The sequence below is a fragment of the Vibrio profundi genome, assembly GCF_043642225.1.
GTDB lineage: Bacteria > Pseudomonadota > Gammaproteobacteria > Enterobacterales > Vibrionaceae > Vibrio > Vibrio profundi_A.
On the sequence record NZ_JBHZSF010000003.1, the window covers coordinates 16,323 to 34,684 of the forward strand.

19 protein-coding genes and 1 other RNA gene are annotated in these 18,362 nt (G+C 43.2%); 8 read left to right on the forward strand and 12 right to left on the reverse strand.

What is annotated here, in order from left to right:
* Nucleotides 1-19 precede the first annotated feature (19 nt).
* The 4 genes from ACHUFI_RS06655 to metK form a co-directional block, all read right to left on the reverse strand.
* Nucleotides 20-715 (reverse strand): endonuclease, encoded by a 696-nt coding sequence (locus ACHUFI_RS06655; RefSeq protein WP_394247569.1) that lies wholly within the window; start codon nucleotides 713-715, stop codon nucleotides 20-22.
* Nucleotides 716-808: 93 nt separating this feature from the next.
* Nucleotides 809-1,312 carry a SprT family zinc-dependent metalloprotease gene (locus ACHUFI_RS06660; RefSeq protein ID WP_394247570.1) on the reverse strand — a complete coding sequence of 168 codons (504 nt, stop codon included), beginning with the start codon at nucleotides 1,310-1,312 and terminating at the stop codon, nucleotides 809-811.
* A gap of 66 nt (nucleotides 1,313-1,378) precedes the next feature.
* Nucleotides 1,379-2,176 carry a DUF2189 domain-containing protein gene (locus ACHUFI_RS06665; protein ID WP_394247571.1) on the reverse strand — a complete coding sequence of 266 codons (798 nt, stop codon included), beginning with the start codon at nucleotides 2,174-2,176 and terminating at the stop codon, nucleotides 1,379-1,381.
* A gap of 283 nt (nucleotides 2,177-2,459) precedes the next feature.
* Nucleotides 2,460-3,614, reverse strand: a complete 1,155-nt coding sequence (metK, locus tag ACHUFI_RS06670) for a methionine adenosyltransferase (protein WP_394247572.1) — start codon at nucleotides 3,612-3,614, stop codon at nucleotides 2,460-2,462.
* A 360-nt stretch (nucleotides 3,615-3,974) separates the two neighbouring features.
* Between metK and tkt the strand changes: the two genes are divergently transcribed.
* Nucleotides 3,975-5,969, forward strand: coding sequence for a transketolase (gene tkt / locus ACHUFI_RS06675; RefSeq protein WP_394247573.1), 1,995 nt, complete (start codon nucleotides 3,975-3,977; stop codon nucleotides 5,967-5,969).
* Nucleotides 5,970-6,042: 73 nt separating this feature from the next.
* Here tkt and ACHUFI_RS06680 read toward each other — a convergent pair whose 3' ends face one another.
* Nucleotides 6,043-6,279, reverse strand: coding sequence for a hypothetical protein (locus ACHUFI_RS06680; protein ID WP_394247574.1), 237 nt, complete (start codon nucleotides 6,277-6,279; stop codon nucleotides 6,043-6,045).
* A 203-nt stretch (nucleotides 6,280-6,482) separates the two neighbouring features.
* Here ACHUFI_RS06680 and epd point away from each other — a divergent pair, with 203 nt between their 5' ends.
* The 4 genes from epd (at nucleotide 6,483) to mscS (ending at nucleotide 11,260) form a co-directional block, all read left to right on the forward strand.
* The gene (gene epd / locus ACHUFI_RS06685) at nucleotides 6,483-7,517 is read left to right on the forward strand and encodes an erythrose-4-phosphate dehydrogenase (RefSeq protein ID WP_394247575.1); all 1,035 of its coding nucleotides are present in this window, start codon (nucleotides 6,483-6,485) and stop codon (nucleotides 7,515-7,517) included.
* Nucleotides 7,518-7,669: 152 nt separating this feature from the next.
* Entirely contained in the window at nucleotides 7,670-8,833 is a 1,164-nt protein-coding gene (locus ACHUFI_RS06690; RefSeq protein ID WP_394247576.1) for a phosphoglycerate kinase, read from the forward strand.
* A 155-nt stretch (nucleotides 8,834-8,988) separates the two neighbouring features.
* Entirely contained in the window at nucleotides 8,989-10,065 is a 1,077-nt protein-coding gene (gene fbaA, locus ACHUFI_RS06695) for a class II fructose-bisphosphate aldolase (RefSeq protein ID WP_394247577.1), read from the forward strand.
* 328 nt (nucleotides 10,066-10,393) lie between these two features.
* Nucleotides 10,394-11,260: a small-conductance mechanosensitive channel MscS gene (mscS, locus tag ACHUFI_RS06700; protein WP_394247578.1), complete on the forward strand. Its 867-nt coding sequence runs from the start codon at nucleotides 10,394-10,396 to the stop codon at nucleotides 11,258-11,260.
* 79 nt (nucleotides 11,261-11,339) lie between these two features.
* On the opposite strand, the gene ACHUFI_RS06705 is transcribed toward mscS, so the two are convergent.
* Nucleotides 11,340-11,579: a hypothetical protein gene (locus ACHUFI_RS06705; protein ID WP_394247579.1), complete on the reverse strand. Its 240-nt coding sequence runs from the start codon at nucleotides 11,577-11,579 to the stop codon at nucleotides 11,340-11,342.
* Nucleotides 11,580-11,692: 113 nt separating this feature from the next.
* On the opposite strand from ACHUFI_RS06705, the gene ACHUFI_RS06710 reads away from it, so the two are divergent.
* Nucleotides 11,693-12,214 (forward strand): TetR/AcrR family transcriptional regulator, encoded by a 522-nt coding sequence (locus ACHUFI_RS06710; RefSeq protein ID WP_394247580.1) that lies wholly within the window; start codon nucleotides 11,693-11,695, stop codon nucleotides 12,212-12,214.
* A 30-nt stretch (nucleotides 12,215-12,244) separates the two neighbouring features.
* Here the strand turns inward: ACHUFI_RS06710 and ACHUFI_RS06715 are convergent, their stop codons facing one another.
* A complete protein-coding gene (locus tag ACHUFI_RS06715; RefSeq protein ID WP_394247581.1) occupies nucleotides 12,245-12,883 on the reverse strand; it encodes a LysE/ArgO family amino acid transporter in 639 nt (212 codons plus the stop codon).
* A 131-nt stretch (nucleotides 12,884-13,014) separates the two neighbouring features.
* On the opposite strand from ACHUFI_RS06715, the gene ACHUFI_RS06720 reads away from it, so the two are divergent.
* Nucleotides 13,015-13,911, forward strand: coding sequence for a LysR family transcriptional regulator ArgP (locus ACHUFI_RS06720; RefSeq protein ID WP_394247582.1), 897 nt, complete (start codon nucleotides 13,015-13,017; stop codon nucleotides 13,909-13,911).
* Nucleotides 13,912-14,017: 106 nt separating this feature from the next.
* Nucleotides 14,018-14,713 carry an oxidative stress defense protein gene (locus ACHUFI_RS06725; protein WP_394247583.1) on the forward strand — a complete coding sequence of 232 codons (696 nt, stop codon included), beginning with the start codon at nucleotides 14,018-14,020 and terminating at the stop codon, nucleotides 14,711-14,713.
* Between the two features lie 76 nt (nucleotides 14,714-14,789).
* Here the strand turns inward: ACHUFI_RS06725 and serA are convergent, their stop codons facing one another.
* The 5 genes from serA to ACHUFI_RS06750 all read right to left on the reverse strand — a co-directional run bounded on the left by serA (nucleotide 14,790) and on the right by ACHUFI_RS06750 (nucleotide 18,276).
* A complete protein-coding gene (gene serA, locus ACHUFI_RS06730; protein ID WP_394247584.1) occupies nucleotides 14,790-16,019 on the reverse strand; it encodes a phosphoglycerate dehydrogenase in 1,230 nt (409 codons plus the stop codon).
* A gap of 411 nt (nucleotides 16,020-16,430) precedes the next feature.
* The gene (gene rpiA, locus ACHUFI_RS06735; protein WP_394247585.1) at nucleotides 16,431-17,087 is read right to left on the reverse strand and encodes a ribose-5-phosphate isomerase RpiA; all 657 of its coding nucleotides are present in this window, start codon (nucleotides 17,085-17,087) and stop codon (nucleotides 16,431-16,433) included.
* A 79-nt stretch (nucleotides 17,088-17,166) separates the two neighbouring features.
* Nucleotides 17,167-17,766, reverse strand: a complete 600-nt coding sequence (locus tag ACHUFI_RS06740; protein ID WP_394247586.1) for a 5-formyltetrahydrofolate cyclo-ligase — start codon at nucleotides 17,764-17,766, stop codon at nucleotides 17,167-17,169.
* A 6-nt stretch (nucleotides 17,767-17,772) separates the two neighbouring features.
* A non-coding RNA gene (gene ssrS / locus ACHUFI_RS06745) (6S RNA) lies at nucleotides 17,773-17,957 on the reverse strand.
* A gap of 10 nt (nucleotides 17,958-17,967) precedes the next feature.
* Nucleotides 17,968-18,276 carry a cell division protein ZapA gene (locus ACHUFI_RS06750; protein WP_394247587.1) on the reverse strand — a complete coding sequence of 103 codons (309 nt, stop codon included), beginning with the start codon at nucleotides 18,274-18,276 and terminating at the stop codon, nucleotides 17,968-17,970.
* Nucleotides 18,277-18,362 lie beyond the last annotated feature (86 nt).

The window sequence follows — 18,362 nt, forward strand, 5'->3', positions numbered from 1 at the left end:
AGTAAAAGAGCCTTTTTTGTTATTTACAGCTCTTATAAACAAACGGGTTGTGATTACCTTGAATATTAAAAATGCGCTCGTCTCGCGTACATTCCCACTCATCGACAGGGAACTGTTTATTCCAAGCCATCATGAGGTTAGTCTGCTGTTTAGAGAGTTTAAAGCCGTACTCCTGACTCATGTATAGGTAAGTTCTAGCAATTGAGCCTTTCGCACGATCGGGCGGCATGACTTTACGCTGTTTGAAGTTAACTTGCATTTCACACTGGCCATAGCTGACGCCGTCGAGCCCATTCCACTGACTGAAGTTGTAGTTAGAGCGATCACCGTTCACTTCTCCAATCGCGGGCGTTAGGTTGTGTAGGTCGGCTTCCATCGACTTAAATACTTTATCGTTACGAGTGCAGTTCTTGCGCCCGCCATCTTGCCAGCACTGGCGCTGGTGGCCAAACTGCCAAGCGGGTACTACGTGTTCCCATTCAATTCGACTTGCTCTCTTTTGCTGCTTCCGAACTTCATAACCGCAACCTTCTAGGTCGGGGATACCTTTTTTATTGTTCTTCCATGTGATATCGCAACCACAGTAGAAAGAGGTTGGGTGGTCGAGGTAAATCTTCACTGCTTCCTTTTTTGCTTTAGAAAAAGAGCTCGGGGGAGCGGATATCGCAGAAAAGGAAACAAAGAGACTTACGAGAAAGGTGGCGAGTAACTTCATATAAAAAGACTGATAAAAGTATGATTATTCACAGTCTAGCATTCATTCTTTACCTTTCCTTTTAGTTATTACCGAACAAAATGCTTCTAGGGGTTATTCCGTTAATTGAACGCCAGTAAATGCGAGAAGCTGGTGGCATTGTTGGCATCGATAAGTGGCTTGTTTGCGAAGTACTTTATTGTGACGGCGGATTGAAAGCGGGTAAGCATTACAGCCGCACTTGTACTCAAAAGTCTTGCCTTGAACAGAAGTGATTTTAAAACTATGTGTGGTTTTCGCTGGAATTTGGAATACAGATTCCATGACATACTGCCACTCTCTACCGTGTGGTTGAACGCGTCCGAACACTTGGTGTGTTATAAGGTGGGCAACCTCATGTGGGATGACTTCTTTTAAGAAAGCATCAACATTTTCTTCAAACAAAACTGGGTTGAGCTTGATTTCTTGGGTTTGTAAGTAAGCTTTCCCTGCAGCCTTTCCTCTTAACTTATAAGTCAGCTTTGGCATAGGAAAAGGGCGGTCAAAGTGCTGTTGCGCTGTTGTCATACAGTGAGCCAGAGCTTTGTTTGCTAAATGATGAAGAGGTTGGTAGGTCATCCAAAAAAAGGCCTTAGTTTTTACTAAGGCCGAATAATATCATCACTGATACGTAAGGTAGGAGACCTATGGATGATGTTTTTTCTTAATGATGTCGTGGTAGGCATGCCATGTTCCGTAACCAAGAAGTGGCATGGTCACGATCATCCCTAAACCAAAGGAAGCAAAGCCCGCTAAAATACCGCCGCAAATAATCAAAGCCCAAACGATCATTGCTGGAATGTTGGATTTGACCGCATTGAAGCTAGTGAAAATTGCCGTCATCACATCGACTCTTCTTTCCATCATTAAAGGAATAGAAAAGGCGGATATACTAAATATAGCGGCTGCAATAATGAAACCCGCCACCGAACCTGTGATTAGAAATGGAGCAAACTCGGTTAATGATGCCCCTTGAACAGCGGGGTAGAGTGCATGAATAAGCGCTGCAATTCTCATCCAGAAAATCATGGCGACGACAAGCACAACGGCGAATGCCCATTGTGAGGTCGAATTACGAGTAATGGCTTTCATGGAATGAAGCAGACTTGCGTTGTGGCCTTTTTCACGCTCCCAACTTGCGTCGTACAAGCCTAGTGCGAGAAATGGACCGATAAGCATATAAACAATGAGACTTGGCATCACGACTAAATGTGTACCTTGCCATTGTACGAGTTGCACTATCGCGACGGCTGCTGCCATGAAGCAAAGCCCATAAAATCCACTAATCAGTGGCATTCTTATGAAGTCGTGCAGCGCAAGTGCGAGCCAGTGGAAAGGAGCAGAGACACTTACCTGATTACAAGGAATGGTGCGTGCATATTCACTGTCACTGACCCTATGTTTTTTATCTGTAAAATCTGATTGCTGAGCAGTACGAGGCATGGTTCCCTCCCCCCAATTGAAAAGTTCCTAGGTGAAAATCCCTAGTCCCTAGGGGCCAGTCCTTAGAAGAGAGGAATCTTCCACGAACTAGGAACTTCTTTTCCTAGGAACTCTATTAACTATTGTCAGTACTGGTCAAAAATACAAATTATCAGATTGAATTTTAGGTTTTAGAAAGGGAGTGGAAAGGGGAAAGAAAGAATGAGATTTGGGGAAAAACACATAAAAATAAAGCCCTTACTAAAAAGTAAGGGCATTATTAAACTTATTTAATAGGGCTAAATTATTTTAAGCCAGCAAAGTCAGCTAGGATTGCCGCTTTGTCTGTCGCTTCCCATGGGAACTCTTCGCGACCGAAGTGACCGTATGCTGCAGTCTTCTTGTAGATAGGCTGAAGAAGGTTCAGCATTTCTTGAAGACCGTATGGGCGTAGGTCGAAGTTTTGACGAACAGCTTCGATGATAATTTCATGAGGTACTTTTTCAGTACCGAAAGTCTCAACCATGATAGATGTTGGATCCGCAACACCGATAGCGTAAGACAGTTGAATTTCACAACGGTCAGCCATGCCAGCTGCTACGATGTTTTTTGCAACGTAACGAGCTGCGTATGCTGCAGAGCGGTCTACTTTTGATGGATCTTTACCAGAGAACGCACCGCCACCGTGACGAGCTGCGCCACCGTAAGTATCTACGATGATCTTACGACCAGTAAGACCACAGTCACCCATTGGGCCACCGATTACGAAACGGCCAGTTGGGTTAATAAAGAAGTTAGTCTCTTTGTTGATCCACTCTGATGGAAGAACTGGCTTAATGATCTCTTCCATTACTGCTTCACGTAGGTCTGGAGTTGAGATTGAATCACAGTGTTGAGTCGAAAGAACAACGGCATCGATACCAACGATTTGGCCTTTGTCGTATTGGAACGTTACTTGTGATTTTGCGTCTGGGCGTAGGAAGTCCAGTTTACCGCTTTTACGTACTTCAGCTTGCTTTTCAACAAGACGGTGAGAGTAAGTAATTGGAGCTGGCATTAGGATTTCAGTTTCGTTAGTTGCGTAACCAAACATGATGCCTTGGTCGCCTGCGCCTTGCTCTTTAGGATCAGCTTTATCAACACCTTGGTTGATGTCTGGAGATTGCTTACCGATTGTGTTTAGTACTGCACAAGAATCAGCATCAAAGCCCATGTCAGAGTGAACGTAGCCGATTTCACGAACCGTTTCACGAGTGATTTCTTCGATATCAACCCATGCTGAAGTTGTTACTTCACCGCCAACCATGACCATGCCCGTTTTCACGTAGGTTTCACAAGCAACGCGTGCTTTTTTATCTTGTTCCAAGATCGCATCAAGAACAGCATCAGAGATTTGGTCTGCAATTTTATCTGGATGGCCTTCTGAAACAGACTCAGAAGTGAAAAGGTGCTTAGCCATGAGAGCTCCACTTTTTTAGTTTGGGTGCAAATACTTATAAAGGTGGCGAATTTATATAATCGACACCGTTAAATACAGTGTTTTTGTAGGTGTTTCTACATCTAGACGTCTATTCTAGTTTTCAACGCTCGAATTACAAGCTCTTTTTTTGGATATGTCATAACTAATCGTTTGCGTAAAATCACTTTGATTTGCTGACCTTATCAATATTAGTGCAATTTTTAGTTTGATATTTGAGCAGATCATCAAGTAAATCGTTTGCAGTCACTATAGGCGTTTGAGAGAATACAGCACCTCGGATCAGTTCTAGATACCGAGCTTATCTATTTTTTCAAATCGCTTATGTACTCAGGAGCAGACATGCCTTCTCGTAAAGATCTAGCCAATGCAATTCGCGCACTCAGCATGGATGGCGTTCAACAAGCAAATTCAGGCCACCCAGGCGCACCAATGGGTATGGCTGACATCGCTGAAGTTCTTTGGCGTGGTCATTTGAACCACAATCCAGCAAACCCAGAGTGGGCAGATCGCGACCGTTTCGTACTTTCAAACGGCCACGGTTCAATGTTGATTTATTCTCTGCTTCATTTAGCGGGTTACGAGCTATCAATTGAAGACCTTAAGAACTTCCGTCAACTGCACTCTAAGACTCCAGGTCACCCAGAGTACGGTTACGCACCAGGTATCGAGACGACTACTGGTCCACTAGGTCAAGGCATCACTAACGCTGTTGGTATGGCGATGGCTGAAAAAGCACTAGCGGCGCAGTTCAACAAAGAAGGCCACGACATCGTAGATCACTACACTTATGCATTCATGGGTGACGGCTGTCTGATGGAAGGTATTTCTCACGAAGCATGCTCTCTAGCGGGTACGCTAGGTCTTGGTAAGCTGGTTGCTTTCTGGGATGACAACGGTATCTCTATCGATGGTGAAGTAGAAGGCTGGTTCTCTGACGATACACCTAAGCGTTTTGAAGCGTACGGCTGGCACGTAATTCCAGCAGTAGATGGTCACGACGCAGAAGCAATCAACGCGGCGATCGTTGCAGCAAAAGCGGATCCTCGCCCAACACTTATCTGTACTAAAACGGTTATTGGTTTTGGTTCTCCAAATAAAGCGGGTACGCACGACTGCCATGGTGCTCCACTAGGTGCTGATGAAATTGCAGCAACTAAAGCTGCATTAGGCTGGGAACACGGCGCATTTGAAATCCCTGCAGATATTGCTGCAGAGTGGGATGCGAAAGAAGCGGGCGCAGAAAAAGAAGCGGCTTGGAACGCAAAATTTGACGCATACGCAGCGGCTTACCCTGCAGAAGCTGCAGAGCTGAAGCGTCGTCTAAACGGTGAACTTCCAGCTGAGTGGGAAGAGAAAGCAAACGAAATCATTGCTGATCTTCAAGCTAACCCAGCAAACATCGCTTCACGTAAAGCGTCTCAAAACGCACTAGAAGCGTTTGGTCAAATGCTTCCTGAATTCATGGGCGGTTCTGCTGACCTTGCGCCTTCTAACCTGACTATGTGGTCTGGTTCTCAATCTCTTGAAGCGAACGACTTCTCCGGTAATTACATCCACTACGGTGTACGTGAATTCGGTATGACGGCTATCATGAACGGTATCGCTCTGCACGGTGGTTTCGTACCATACGGCGCAACATTCCTAATGTTCATGGAATACGCGCGTAACGCGATGCGTATGGCTGCTCTGATGAAAGTTCAGAACATCCAAGTTTACACGCACGATTCTATCGGCCTAGGCGAAGATGGCCCAACTCACCAACCAGTTGAGCAAATCGCTTCTCTACGTCTAACGCCAAACATGAGCACATGGCGTCCATGTGACCAAGTTGAATCTGCAGTCGCTTGGAAACTAGCAATCGAGCGCAAAGATGGCCCAACATCGCTAATCTTCTCTCGTCAAAACTTAGCACAACAAGACCGTAACGCAGAGCAAGTGGCTAACATCGCTAAAGGTGGTTACATCCTGAAAGATTGTGAAGGCAAACCAGAGCTTATCCTTATCGCAACAGGTTCTGAAGTTGAGCTAGCGGTTAACGCTGCTGCTGAACTAACCGCTGAAGGTAAGAAGGTGCGTGTTGTATCTATGCCTGCAACTGACGCATTCGACAAGCAAGACGCTGAGTACCGTGAATCTGTACTTCCATCAGGCGTAACGGCACGTATCGCAGTTGAAGCTGGCATCGCTGACTTCTGGTACAAGTACGTTGGCTTCGGTGGCAAGATCATCGGTATGACAACGTTTGGAGAATCTGCACCTGCAGGTGAGCTATTTAAGATGTTCGGTTTCACTACAGAAAACGTAGTAAACACAGCAAAAGAGCTACTAGCTTAATAATAATTGCATGAACTCTAAGTAAAAAACCGAGCCAATGGCTCGGTTTTTTTATTGCGCGACAAAGATTAGATTATTCGAATTCATTCCCCCAATTATCTAACTCTTGTGTGCCACAGACTTTACACTTCACATAACGATCCATGTTGTAGTAGTGACCACCGTTAATAATTGAGTTAGCAAATAGCTTAATTCTACCTAACAAGGTCTTGTCAGTATCATAGCTGCTTGTTTGACGAACAAGAACTTCACTATGTGGTGTCTCTTTATTGCACTTTTTACAAAAATGAGTTGCTGGGAATCCAGACATTACCTTTTCCTTTGGTTGAAAAACTAAGTAAGAAACAGCCGCAGAATTCGGTAAAACTCATCCCTTTTATGTGTACCTGAGAGATCTGGCATTCATCAATTCTATAAATTATTTTTAGCGAGTGGGATCACTCAATTAATGCGCTTTGCGTGTGATTCGGTTACTATCTGTTGCACGAAATTTTGGTTAGGGCGATGGAATTAATGCTGAAAATCGCAATTAATGGATTTGGACGAATTGGGCGTAATGTTTTACGTGCTGTTTATGAAAGCGGTAAAAGCCAACAGATAAAAGTTGTAGCAGTCAATGAACTTGCTCAGCCTGATGCGATGGCGCACTTATTACAGTACGACACGAGCCACGGTCGATTTGGGAAGAAGATTTCTCATGACCAAGAACATATATATGTGCATCACGACAGTGGGGAATTTGATTCGATTCGTATTCTTCACCTTGCTGAAATTAATTTGTTGCCTTGGCGAGATCTTGACGTAGACATCGTATTAGATTGTACCGGTGTATACGGGTGTCGAGATGATGGTTTAGAGCATATCGCTGCTGGTGCTAAGAAAGTTCTCTTCTCTCATCCAGGTGCGAATGATTTGGATAACACTATCATTTATGGAGTGAACGAAGATACACTTGAGCCGGACCATCGTATTGTTTCAAATGGTTCATGCACAACCAACTGCATCGTTCCTATCATTAAAGTTCTAGATGAAGCTTTTGGTATCGATTCAGGTACGATTACCACGATTCATTCGTCCATGAATGACCAACAAGTTATAGACGCCTACCATTCCGATTTACGTCGAACGCGAGCTGCTAGCCAATCTATCATTCCAGTCGATACCAAACTGCATAAAGGTATTGAAAGGATATTTCCGAAATTTTCCAACAAATTTGAAGCTATCTCCGTGCGCGTGCCAACAGTTAACGTTACTGCAATGGATTTAAGTGTCACAATTAATACAAATGTGAAAGTTAATGACGTAAATCAAACCATTGTTAACGCATCCCAGTGTACATTACATAACATAGTTGACTATACTGAGGCGCCACTCGTTTCCATCGACTTTAATCACGACCCCCATAGCGCGATTGTAGATGGCTCACAGACACGTGTGAGCAATGGGCATTTAGTCAAAATGCTTGTGTGGTGCGACAATGAATGGGGCTTTGCTAACCGAATGCTGGATACGGTGCTTGCAATGAAAGCCACTGAATGCGAGAAGTAGAGCACAGGGCGAAAGCAGGGATTATTTATTTTTAACCTTGAAATAAATTCGTATAATCCCCATACAATAACCAGTTTGAAGAATTAATAGGCTTAGCAGGGTTGCTGAGTTTCCAAAAACTTTATTTAAAATTAAATTTGAGAGGACAAACCATGTCTGTAATCAAGATGACTGACCTGGAACTTGCAGGTAAACGCATTTTTATCCGTGCTGACCTAAACGTACCAGTAAAAGACGGTAAAGTAACTTCAGATGCTCGTATCCTTGCATCTCTACCAACTATCAAGCGTTGCTTAGAAGCTGGCGCTAAAGTAATGGTTACTTCTCACCTAGGTCGTCCAACGGAAGGCGAATACAACGAAGAGTTCTCTCTAGCTCCTGTAGTGAACTACCTAAACGACGCATTAGACTGTGACGTTAAACTAGCAAAAGACTACCTAGACGGTTTAGAGCTAAACGCTGGTGAACTAGTTGTTCTAGAAAACGTACGTTTCAACAAAGGCGAAAAGAAAAACGAAGAAGAGCTATCTAAGAAGTACGCTGCACTTTGTGACATCTTCGTAATGGACGCATTTGGTACGGCTCACCGTGCACAAGCATCAACACACGGTGTTGGTACTTACGCTCCTGTAGCGTGTGCTGGTCCTCTTCTTGCTGCAGAACTAGAAGCTCTAGGCAAAGCAATGGATAACCCTGCACGTCCACTAGTTGCTATCGTTGGTGGTTCTAAAGTATCGACTAAGCTGACTGTTCTTGAGTCTCTATCTAAAGTTGCTGACCAACTAGTTGTTGGTGGTGGTATCGCAAACACATTCATCGCAGCTGAAGGCCACAACGTAGGTAAGTCTCTATACGAAGCTGACCTAGTTGAAACGGCTCAAAAGCTAATGAAAGAGTGTGCTATTCCAGTAGCAACTGACGTTGCATGTGCAAAAGCATTTGATGAGAACGCTGAAGCTGAGATCAAAAACGTTGCTGACGTAGCTGACGACGACATGATCTTCGACTTAGGTCCAGAATCAACTGCAGCTCTAGCTGAAATCATCGGCAACGCTAAGACTATCCTTTGGAACGGTCCTGTTGGCGTATTCGAATTCAAGAACTTCGAAGCGGGTACTGCTGGTATCTCTAAAGCAATCGCTGAATCTGCAGGTTTCTCTGTAGCAGGTGGTGGTGACACGCTAGCGGCTATCGACAAGTTCGGTATCAAAGCTGACGTATCTTACATCTCTACTGGCGGCGGCGCTTTCCTTGAGTTCGTTGAAGGTAAAGTACTTCCAGCTGTAGCTATGCTTGAAGAGCGTGCAAAAGCGTAATTGATTTATAAAAGGCGGGATTGAATCCCGCCTTTTAACGTTTGCGGCATATCACACTTTTTTGCTAGAATGGCGCAAGTTGTGAGCAAACGATTGCAAGTTTTTAAACTTAAGTTTTTTAATCTTAAAACGATAGAATAAATAGGACTATTTCCATGTCTAAGATCTTCGATTTTGTAAAACCTGGTGTGATTTCTGGCGATGACGTACAGAAAGTATTTGAAGTAGCAAAAGAAAACAAATTTGCTCTTCCTGCTGTAAACGTTGTTGGTACTGACTCTGTAAACGCAGTACTAGAAGCAGCGGCTAAAGTTAAATCTCCAGTAGTTGTTCAGTTCTCTAACGGCGGCGCTGCATTCTTCGCAGGTAAAGGCGTTAAACTTGAAGGTCAAGGTCCACAAATCCTTGGTGCTGTAGCTGGTGCTAAATACGTACACGCTGTAGCTGAAGCTTACGGTGTTCCAGTTATCCTTCATACTGACCACGCTGCTAAGAAACTTCTACCATGGATCGACGGTCTACTAGACGCTGGTGAAGAGTTCTTCGCACAAACTGGTAAGCCTCTATTCTCTTCTCACATGCTAGACCTTTCTGAAGAGTCTCTAGAAGAAAACATTGAAACATGTGCTAAGTACCTAGAGCGCATGGCTAAAATGAACATGACAATCGAGATCGAACTTGGTTGTACTGGTGGTGAAGAAGATGGCGTTGATAACTCTGATATGGACGCATCTGAGCTTTACACTTCTCCAGAAGACGTTGCATATGCATACGAGAAACTAATGGCTGTTAGCCCACGTTTCACTATCGCAGCTTCTTTCGGTAACGTACACGGTGTTTACCAAGCAGGTAACGTTGTACTTACTCCAACTATCCTACGTGACTCTCAAGCATACTGTGCAGAGAAGTTCGGTATCGCACCTAACGCTCTAAACTTCGTATTCCACGGTGGTTCTGGTTCTTCTGAAGAAGAAATCCAAGAGTCTATCGGCTACGGTGTTATCAAAATGAACATCGATACTGATACACAGTGGGCAACTTGGGACGGTATCCGTCAGTACTCTGCTGACAACTTCGATTACCTACAAGGTCAAATCGGTAACCCTAAAGGTGAAGACCAACCAAACAAGAAGTTCTACGATCCACGCGTATGGCTACGTGCTGGTCAAACTTCTATGGTTACTCGTCTTGAGAAAGCATTCGCTGACCTTAACGCGGTAGACGTACTTTAATTCTTTTGAATTAACTTAACGTTCTCGTTAGATTTGGAAACCCGCTCATTGAGCGGGTTTTTTTTGCTTGATAAAAAGTTATTTCATAGTTGTAAAAAATCTGGATTCTAATGATTAAATTACGTAATCTTTTGAGAACCGATATTGATTTCAGTTAGTAACTTCTTGTTCTGTAACTCTTTACAGAAATATGACTTTGCAAGCCGTCAAAGATAGGATATCGTGCCAAAAAACTGACATACGTTCGGTTAATTAATAAGGGATTTAACACCAATAGGTTGTTAAAGGCAGTTAGGTTCATAGCTCATTACTTTAGAGGATACACATTATGGCTGGTGGTTCGACGGAACTTGAAACTCCAATTGTAGATAGCCTTTCTCATGCAGAAAAATGGTTAACGAGTAATTCGGATCTTCTGATCCAATATGGTGTAAATATTCTTTCTGCTGTACTCATCTTGTTCATTGGTAACATTGTGGTGAAAGCAGTAGCAAACAGTGTTTCAAAAGTACTCGAAAAGAAAAAGATGGATAAGGCGGTTATCGAGTTTATCCATGGTCTGGTTCGTTACCTATTATTCGTAATCGTATTGATTGCAGCTTTAGGGCGTATTGGCGTTCAAACTGCTTCTGTCGTTGCAGTTATCGGTGCGGCTGGTTTAGCAGTAGGTTTAGCACTGCAAGGTTCTTTATCAAACTTTGCAGCTGGTGTACTTATTGTTGCATTCCGCCCATTCAAATCTGGCGATTACGTTGAGATTGGCGGTGTCGCTGGATCGGTTGAGTCTATTCAGATTTTCCAAACGATTTTAACCACACCAGATAACAAAATGGTTGTTGTGCCAAACGGTAGTGTTATTGGTAGCCCAATTACTAACTACTCACGCCATGAAACGCGTCGTATTGATCATGTAATTGGTGTGTCTTATGGTGCTGACCTTAAGAAAACAAAAGAAGTAATCGCTAAAGTCTTAGAAGCGGATGAGCGTATTTTGAAAGAGCCAGGCATCCAAATTGGTGTCGTAGCTCTAGCTGACTCTTCTGTTAATTTTGTGGTTCGCCCATGGGTGAAGACCGCTGATTACTGGGATGTGTACTTTGATTCTCTGCAGCGCATTAAAGAAGCGTTGGATGCAGAAGGTATTGAAATTCCATTCCCACAAATGGATGTACATCTAAACAAAGTTGAAGCTTAAGATAGCTTTACATAGAAAATAAAAGAGCGAATAGCGTAAGTTATTCGCTCTTTTTTATTGCCGCTCTTAAATGAGTAAACTAGCGGAATTGATCCGCTTCCATTTTACGACCTTCCTCTTTTTCTTGCTTGAAAGGGAATAGAGTGCGCTGAAACATTTTAAATAGAGGAGTTCGGACCTCTTTCCCTCCTAAAATAACCAGCAGACATAGCCCTCCCGGGATGAGAATTATCATTAAAATGGGGCGGAGCAAGTAAGAGAAACAAAAGATTGCGGGTAGAAAAATAAGTGACTGTCCGAGTTTTACTAATGTATTCATAGTTTATCCTAATAAATAAATGAGCGTGCTCATTTTATAATTGAGCGCGCTCAATTTGTCAAACTGTACGACGAGGAGTATGATTTCGTTGGATTTATCAAGAGAGTATTTTTGTGAGTAAGAGAGTAGAGACGAAACAAAAAATTCTAGCGGCGGCGTGGAGGCTATTTGCAGAAAACGGTTATGAAAATACGACAACTCGGCAAATCGCTAGGGAAGCGGGTGTTGCGGATGGTACCGTATTTAGTCACTTTGAGACTAAGCTAGCGATTCTTAGAGACGGCATGCTGAATCGGTTAGAACAAATTAGCGAGCAGGTGCTAAGCGCTGAAACAGGGAAGAGCGCCGAAGAATTAGGTATGGCTTTGATCGATAAATACTATCGTTACTATTTTGACAATGTTGGTCTTAGCCGAGCACTGTTGAAAGAAGTTATTTGGGACTTGGATTATTACGAACTGTTTGACCAAACTCTTTTTAAGAATACAAATAGCGCGTCGTCTCTAACAGGCAAAATGCCGGTGATTATGGACGCATATTTTATGACACTAATTAGGCATTTGAGCCAACCTGAACCAAATGTCGATGCTGCCCTTAGTGAATTACATATGAAAATTCGAACTATTCTGGAATAGTTAGCTTAAGGGCAGTGGGATCTAAATGGTTTATCGTTGTGACCAATATTGCTCGACTAAGCCGTTGGTTAACACAAGTGCAATCGCAAACATCATGGTCGCCACTCCAATATCGATCCCACGTTTTACTTTAGGTTTTGAGAGTGTTGGTCCTAGTTTTGCGGCTCCAAGTGACAACGAATAGAACCAAACAAACGACGCTAAGATTGTACCTAAAGCAAAGGCAATCCTATCGTCTCCCTCAAATTGTCCGCCAATAGAACCAAGGATAACAACCGTATCTAAGTACAGATGAGGGTTAAGTACCGTCACGGCTAATGCGCCTAATATGACGGTGCGTTTACCACGAGCGAATATTGCCCCTTGTTGTTCATTGTTGGTGTGTGCAGCAAAAGCACTTTTTAGCGATATCATTCCATAAACCATCAGAAATGCGATACCGCCTAGCGTGACGGAAGTCAGTAGAAATTCATTTTGCGATAGTATTGCGCCACCACCAAAAATGCCTAATGAAATGAATAAGGTATCGAGAAGACTACAGATAGTCGCGGTTGTTATGTGATGGTTACGTTTTATACCTTGGTTTAGTACGTAAGCATTCTGTGCACCAATAGGTATGATCATACTCGCACCCAAACCAAAACCTTGTAATAAAACCCAAATACTCATTTTAACCTCCACACTGTGATCTTTAAGAATGTGAGGAAAGTAACTTAGATAACTGAATTAGTATAATTAATGATTTTAATCATTTATAAGTAAGTCTAATGAGGTTTGGTGAGTAGGTGAGAGGAGTAAGTATGAGAGGGTTGGACTATAAATGGGTAGAAGCGTTAGATGCGGTTATTCATCAACAGAGCTTTGAACGGGCTGCTGAGCACTTATACATTTCCCAGTCAGCGGTTTCACAACGTATTAAACAGTTAGAAAAGTGGTTAGCTCAACCTGTGCTTGTTCGTGAAACGCCTCCACGCCCAACACCAACAGGTCAGAAGCTTTTAGGCTTGTATAAAAGGGTGAGGTTACTCGAAAACGAACTGGTTCCTGAGTTTATGAATCAGCCTGGTTCACGCCCGCTGTCGGTTTCAATAGCGACTAATGCAGACAGTTTAGCGACTTGGTTGTTGCCCGCAATTTCAGAGGTTATGCGTTCATGTAAAGTAGAGCTCAAACTGGCAATACATGGTGAATCGCGGACGATCGAGAAAATTAAGAGTGGAGAAGTGTCGGGGGCGATTAGCTTAGAATCTCAACCTATACCTGGGTGTAGCGCTGAATATTTAGGTCGTATGGATTATGTATGTGTCGCGAGTCCTGAATTTTATGATCGTTATTTTAAAGAGGGGGTTAACTACAAATCTTTAACGCAAGCGCCTGCAGTATCTTATGACCAATATGACGATCTCCATAAGAAGTTCTTACACGATCATTTTAATGTACCAAGGGATAGTGTGATCAATCACACCGTGGGGAGTTCTGAAGCGTTTGTTAAATTAGCACGGTCAGGAGTCGCTTATTGTTTGATCCCTAGATTACAGATCCTAGATGAGCTTGATTCTGGAGCGCTTATAGATATTACTCCAGGATTTTTACTCTCGTATCGTATTTATTGGCATCACTGGCAATTGGAAAGCGGTATTCTGAAAGAATTATCACAAGCCATTATTATGTATGCCCAAGAAAAATTGCCTCAGTAAATATTTTTAACACAGTCAGAATTCTGTTAGATCTGCAGGCAAGGGATTGGTCGAGGAACAAATTCGCCTATGATGTAAGCACATAGGCTCAAACAAGGTTATATTCATGAAATTTGTACCGAGTATGCTAGTGGTGTTGGCCAGCACTTTTAGTGTGACAGCATTAGCAGAAGCACCGAACTTCCCACATATATCGACGACAGGATATGGAGAAGTGGTTGCAACGCCAGATATGGCGACGTTTTCGGTGAAGGTTGTAGAGTCAACAATGACTGCTGAGCAAGCCAAAGCGACCGTTGATAAGGTAGTCACTTCATTTTTAAACAAGCTCGAAAGTGCGGGCGTTGTTTCGACAAATATTAGCAGTTCAAATTTGTATCTTGCACCACAGTATCATTACCCTAAATCGGGGAAACCTGAGCTAGTGGGTTACCGTGCTTCTCGTAATGTGTCTGTGCAAGTCGATGACTTGACCAAGCTAAATTCATATTTAGATATAGCGTTAGGCGAGGGCATTAACCAAGTCGAGAATATTCAACTTCAAGTTCGCGATCAAGCCAAGTATCAGCAAAAGGCGCGAACCGAAGCAATTAAAGATGCGAACCAAAAAGCCGCATCTTTAGCGAGTGGATTTGAAAGAGATCTCGGGCAAGTGTGGCGTATTGATTACAACGCGCAGTCTGTTCAGCCAGTACTAATGCGCTCAATGGCGATGGATGCTAGAACAGAGTCGAATAGCTACCAAGACTCAACGATTCGCATTCGAGACCGCGTGGACGTTATTTACCAATTAGAAGAGTGATTGGCGAGTATTTAAAACGTATACAGAAAGTAAAAAGGCCCTCAATTGAGAGCCTTTTTTAATGTCCGACTAATTCTTAGTGAAGTAGACGCGCACGGATTGTGCCTTCGATTTCTTTGAGCTTAAGCAGTGCTTCTTGAGAGCGGTCTGCTTCAACGTCAATCACTACATAACCCATTTCAGAAGATGTTTGCAGGTACTGACCCGCAATGTTAATGCCTTCTTCTGCGAAGATAGTGTTAATTTGTGTCAAGATACCAGGGCGGTTCTCGTGAATATGTAGCAAGCGAGAAGTACCAGTATGCAGTGGTAAAGATACTTCAGGGAAGTTAACACTCGATAGTGTCGAACCGTTATCTGAGTATTTAGCCAGTTTACCTGCTACTTCAACGCCGATATTTTCTTGTGCTTCCTGAGTTGAACCACCGACGTGAGGAGTCAAAATCACGTTATCAAACTGCATTAATGGAGATTCAAATGGGTCGGCATTGGTCTTTGGTTCTGTTGGGAATACATCGATCGCGGCACCTGCAAGGTGACCAGAATCAAGCGCACCGCACAATGCTGGAATATCAACCACCGTACCACGAGCAGCGTTGATAAAGATCGAGCCAGGCTTCATGCGCTCAAATTCTTCTTTGCCCATCATGTTCTTTGTTTCGTTAGTTTCAGGAACATGCAGTGAAATGACGTCACACTTGTTTAAAAGCTCAGTCATAGTATGAACTTGAGTGGCGTTTCCTAACGATAGTTTGTTTTCGATATCGTAGAAATAAACGCGCATACCTAAGTTCTCGGCAATAATACCCAGTTGAGTACCAATGTGGCCATAACCGATAATACCTAAACGTTTACCACGAGCTTCATAAGAGTTATCGGCACTCTTTTTCCAGATACCGCGATGAGCAAGTGCATTCTTTTCAGGGATACCGCGAAGAAGAAGAAGCACTTGGCCAAGAACAAGCTCTGCAACACTACGAGTATTGGAGAATGGTGCGTTAAATACTGGAATACCACGCTTAGCTGCGGCATCAAGGTTTACTTGGTTTGTGCCAATACAGAAACAACCAATCGCAACCAGTTTTTCTGCCGCATTGATGACTTCTTGAGAAAGGTTAGTACGAGAACGGATGCCGATGAAGTGAGCATCTTTTACTGCTTCAAGAAGTTCATCTTCAGGTAATGAGCCTTTATGGTATTCAATATTTGTATAACCAGCGGCTTGTAGTACCTCTACTGAAGAAGGGTGTAGACCTTCCAGAAGCAATATTTTTATTTTTTCTTTTTCCAGTGAAACTTTGGCCATTATTCTCGTCCTTTAAAATGGAAAGGTGGGCAAATGCGGCGCACATGCTACAAAATGGCTTAAAGGGGGGTAAATATACCATTCTGTATCGAGACAAACGTTTTCCCTGTGCGTCTTCTGAACAATAAAGTAACAAAAAAAAAATGTTTTGGGTAAGAAAATTACGGAATAAGCCATAATTTTATCGGAGTGAAACAAAAAAAACGGCGCCCTCAGGCACCGCATGTAATCAAATGACGAAATATCACGCTCTGGATTGTAGGCTAAGGAAGTTTCCTCATACTAGGAAACTTTTTATTTGCTTAGTTAAAGCAGTACGCTTTATGAGCTTGTTTTAAAGTTGCCTACGGTTTAGGGCCATATTCCGCTACAAAAAACGACAAAAATACTGATGTAATTCAGTATTCGTGCTTATTCTTCTATTTTTGCACCTTCCGGTGTTCCGGTGATCACAACATCTGCACCACGATGTGCGAATAGACCAACAGTAACAACACCAGCAATACCGTTAATGATGTCTTCTAGCTGTTTTGGATTCTCAATCGCCATGCCGTGAACATCAAGGATTACGTTGCCATTGTCTGTTAAGCAGCCTTCACGGTATACCGGATCACCACCAAGTTTCACTAACTCACGGGCTACGTACGAGCGAGCCATAGGGATCACTTCCACTGGTAATGGGAACTTACCAAGAACGTCGACCGCTTTAGTGCCATCAACAATACATACGAACTTTTCTGAAATCGCGGCAACGATTTTTTCACGTGTTAATGCTGCACCGCCACCTTTGATCATATCGCGGTCAGCGTTGATTTCGTCGGCACCGTCAACGTACACGTCTAATTTCGCTACGTCATTGCACTCAAATACTTTGATTTCTAGTGCTTCTAGCTTTTCAGTAGATGCAACAGAACTTGAAACAGCACCTTTGATTTTGTCTTTCATTGTGCCTAGTGCGTCGATGAAGTGATTTACTGTAGAGCCAGTACCAACACCAACAATGCTGCCTTCTTCAACATATTGAAGTGCTGCCCAACCAGCTGCTTTTTTCATTTCATCTTGAGTCATGCCAATCTCCTGAATCAGATAGTGCGTTTCAATTAAGTAGGACGTTATGGTTAACGTTTGCGGGCGGGATTATAGCGCTTTACTTAGACATTTCCCATTGCCAAGTCTTACTTGGCGTCACGATTTTCGGCAGTGGTATATCCCATGTTTCGGTCGGCAGTTTTTCAACATGTTGGCAGTCATGAGCCAAACCAATTGGAGCGGCCCCTTTGCCAGTAGAAAACCATTTTGCCAAAGTACGATCGTAGTAACCGCCACCCATCCCTAATCGATGACCATTGGAGTCAAACCCAACCAGTGGTGTACAGATTAAATCGAGCTGACTAACGGGCTTAACGAGCGTTTGATTAAGAGCCGGTTCAAGGATGCCGTATTTGTTATAGGTTAAAGGTGTCGTTGAGGTGTAATGAAGAAAGAGTAAGTGCCCAGCAGAGAATGGATGCAGGACCGGTAAATAGGTTTGCTTGCCTTTCGCCCAAAGCCATTCTATTAAAGGTTGGGTATCCAGTTCGCCATCGGCTGAGATATACAAAGCAATGTGCTGTGCAGTTTCTAACTCGGGTTGCTGGGAAAATTGAACGATTAAATCTAGGCTTGCTTGGTGCTGGTTCTCGCTTGAAAGAGCATTGCGAGTTTGACGGATCTGTTTGCGAAATTCGCTACGAGAGAGCGTATTCATAAGTAGGGATACCCCAAAGTGCCGTTGAGAATAGATGGCCCTTGAACCAGCGAGTTCAAGGCGGATCAGCAATGATTACCGTAGGCTTCTCGGTACAAGCCGAGCATGCTCAATAGCACTCAAGTACTAACCCTTAGGGATTGCTTATCGGCTCGGGGACGTGAATCCTCTGACAAACACTCCAGGGTAAATTTGTGTACGCTATTGCTGTCCTTGCTTAACCTTACTGAGTACATCTTCAAGAGATAGTGTGAGCTGTTCCATTCGCTCGGTCAGTGCGTCTTGTTGGTGATTGGCTTCCGATTGCTTGGTTTGCAATTCGTAACAGACGTTTAAAGCAGCAATCGTTAATAGCTTAACTTCATTAGTTACCTTAGTACGTTCAGCCATCTCTTTCAATCGATTATCTAGATCGGCCGCCGCTGCAATTAAAGACTCTTCTTGACCCGGAGGGCAATTAACTCGAGTCTGTTTTCCTAAAATTTCAACGTCTACCGCTTGATTACTCATGATAAATGAACTCTTTAAACGCGCTATCTAAGGTTGTTGCTCTCTATCAATTTGAAAAAGAAAAGGGCAATCACCGAGGAGGAATC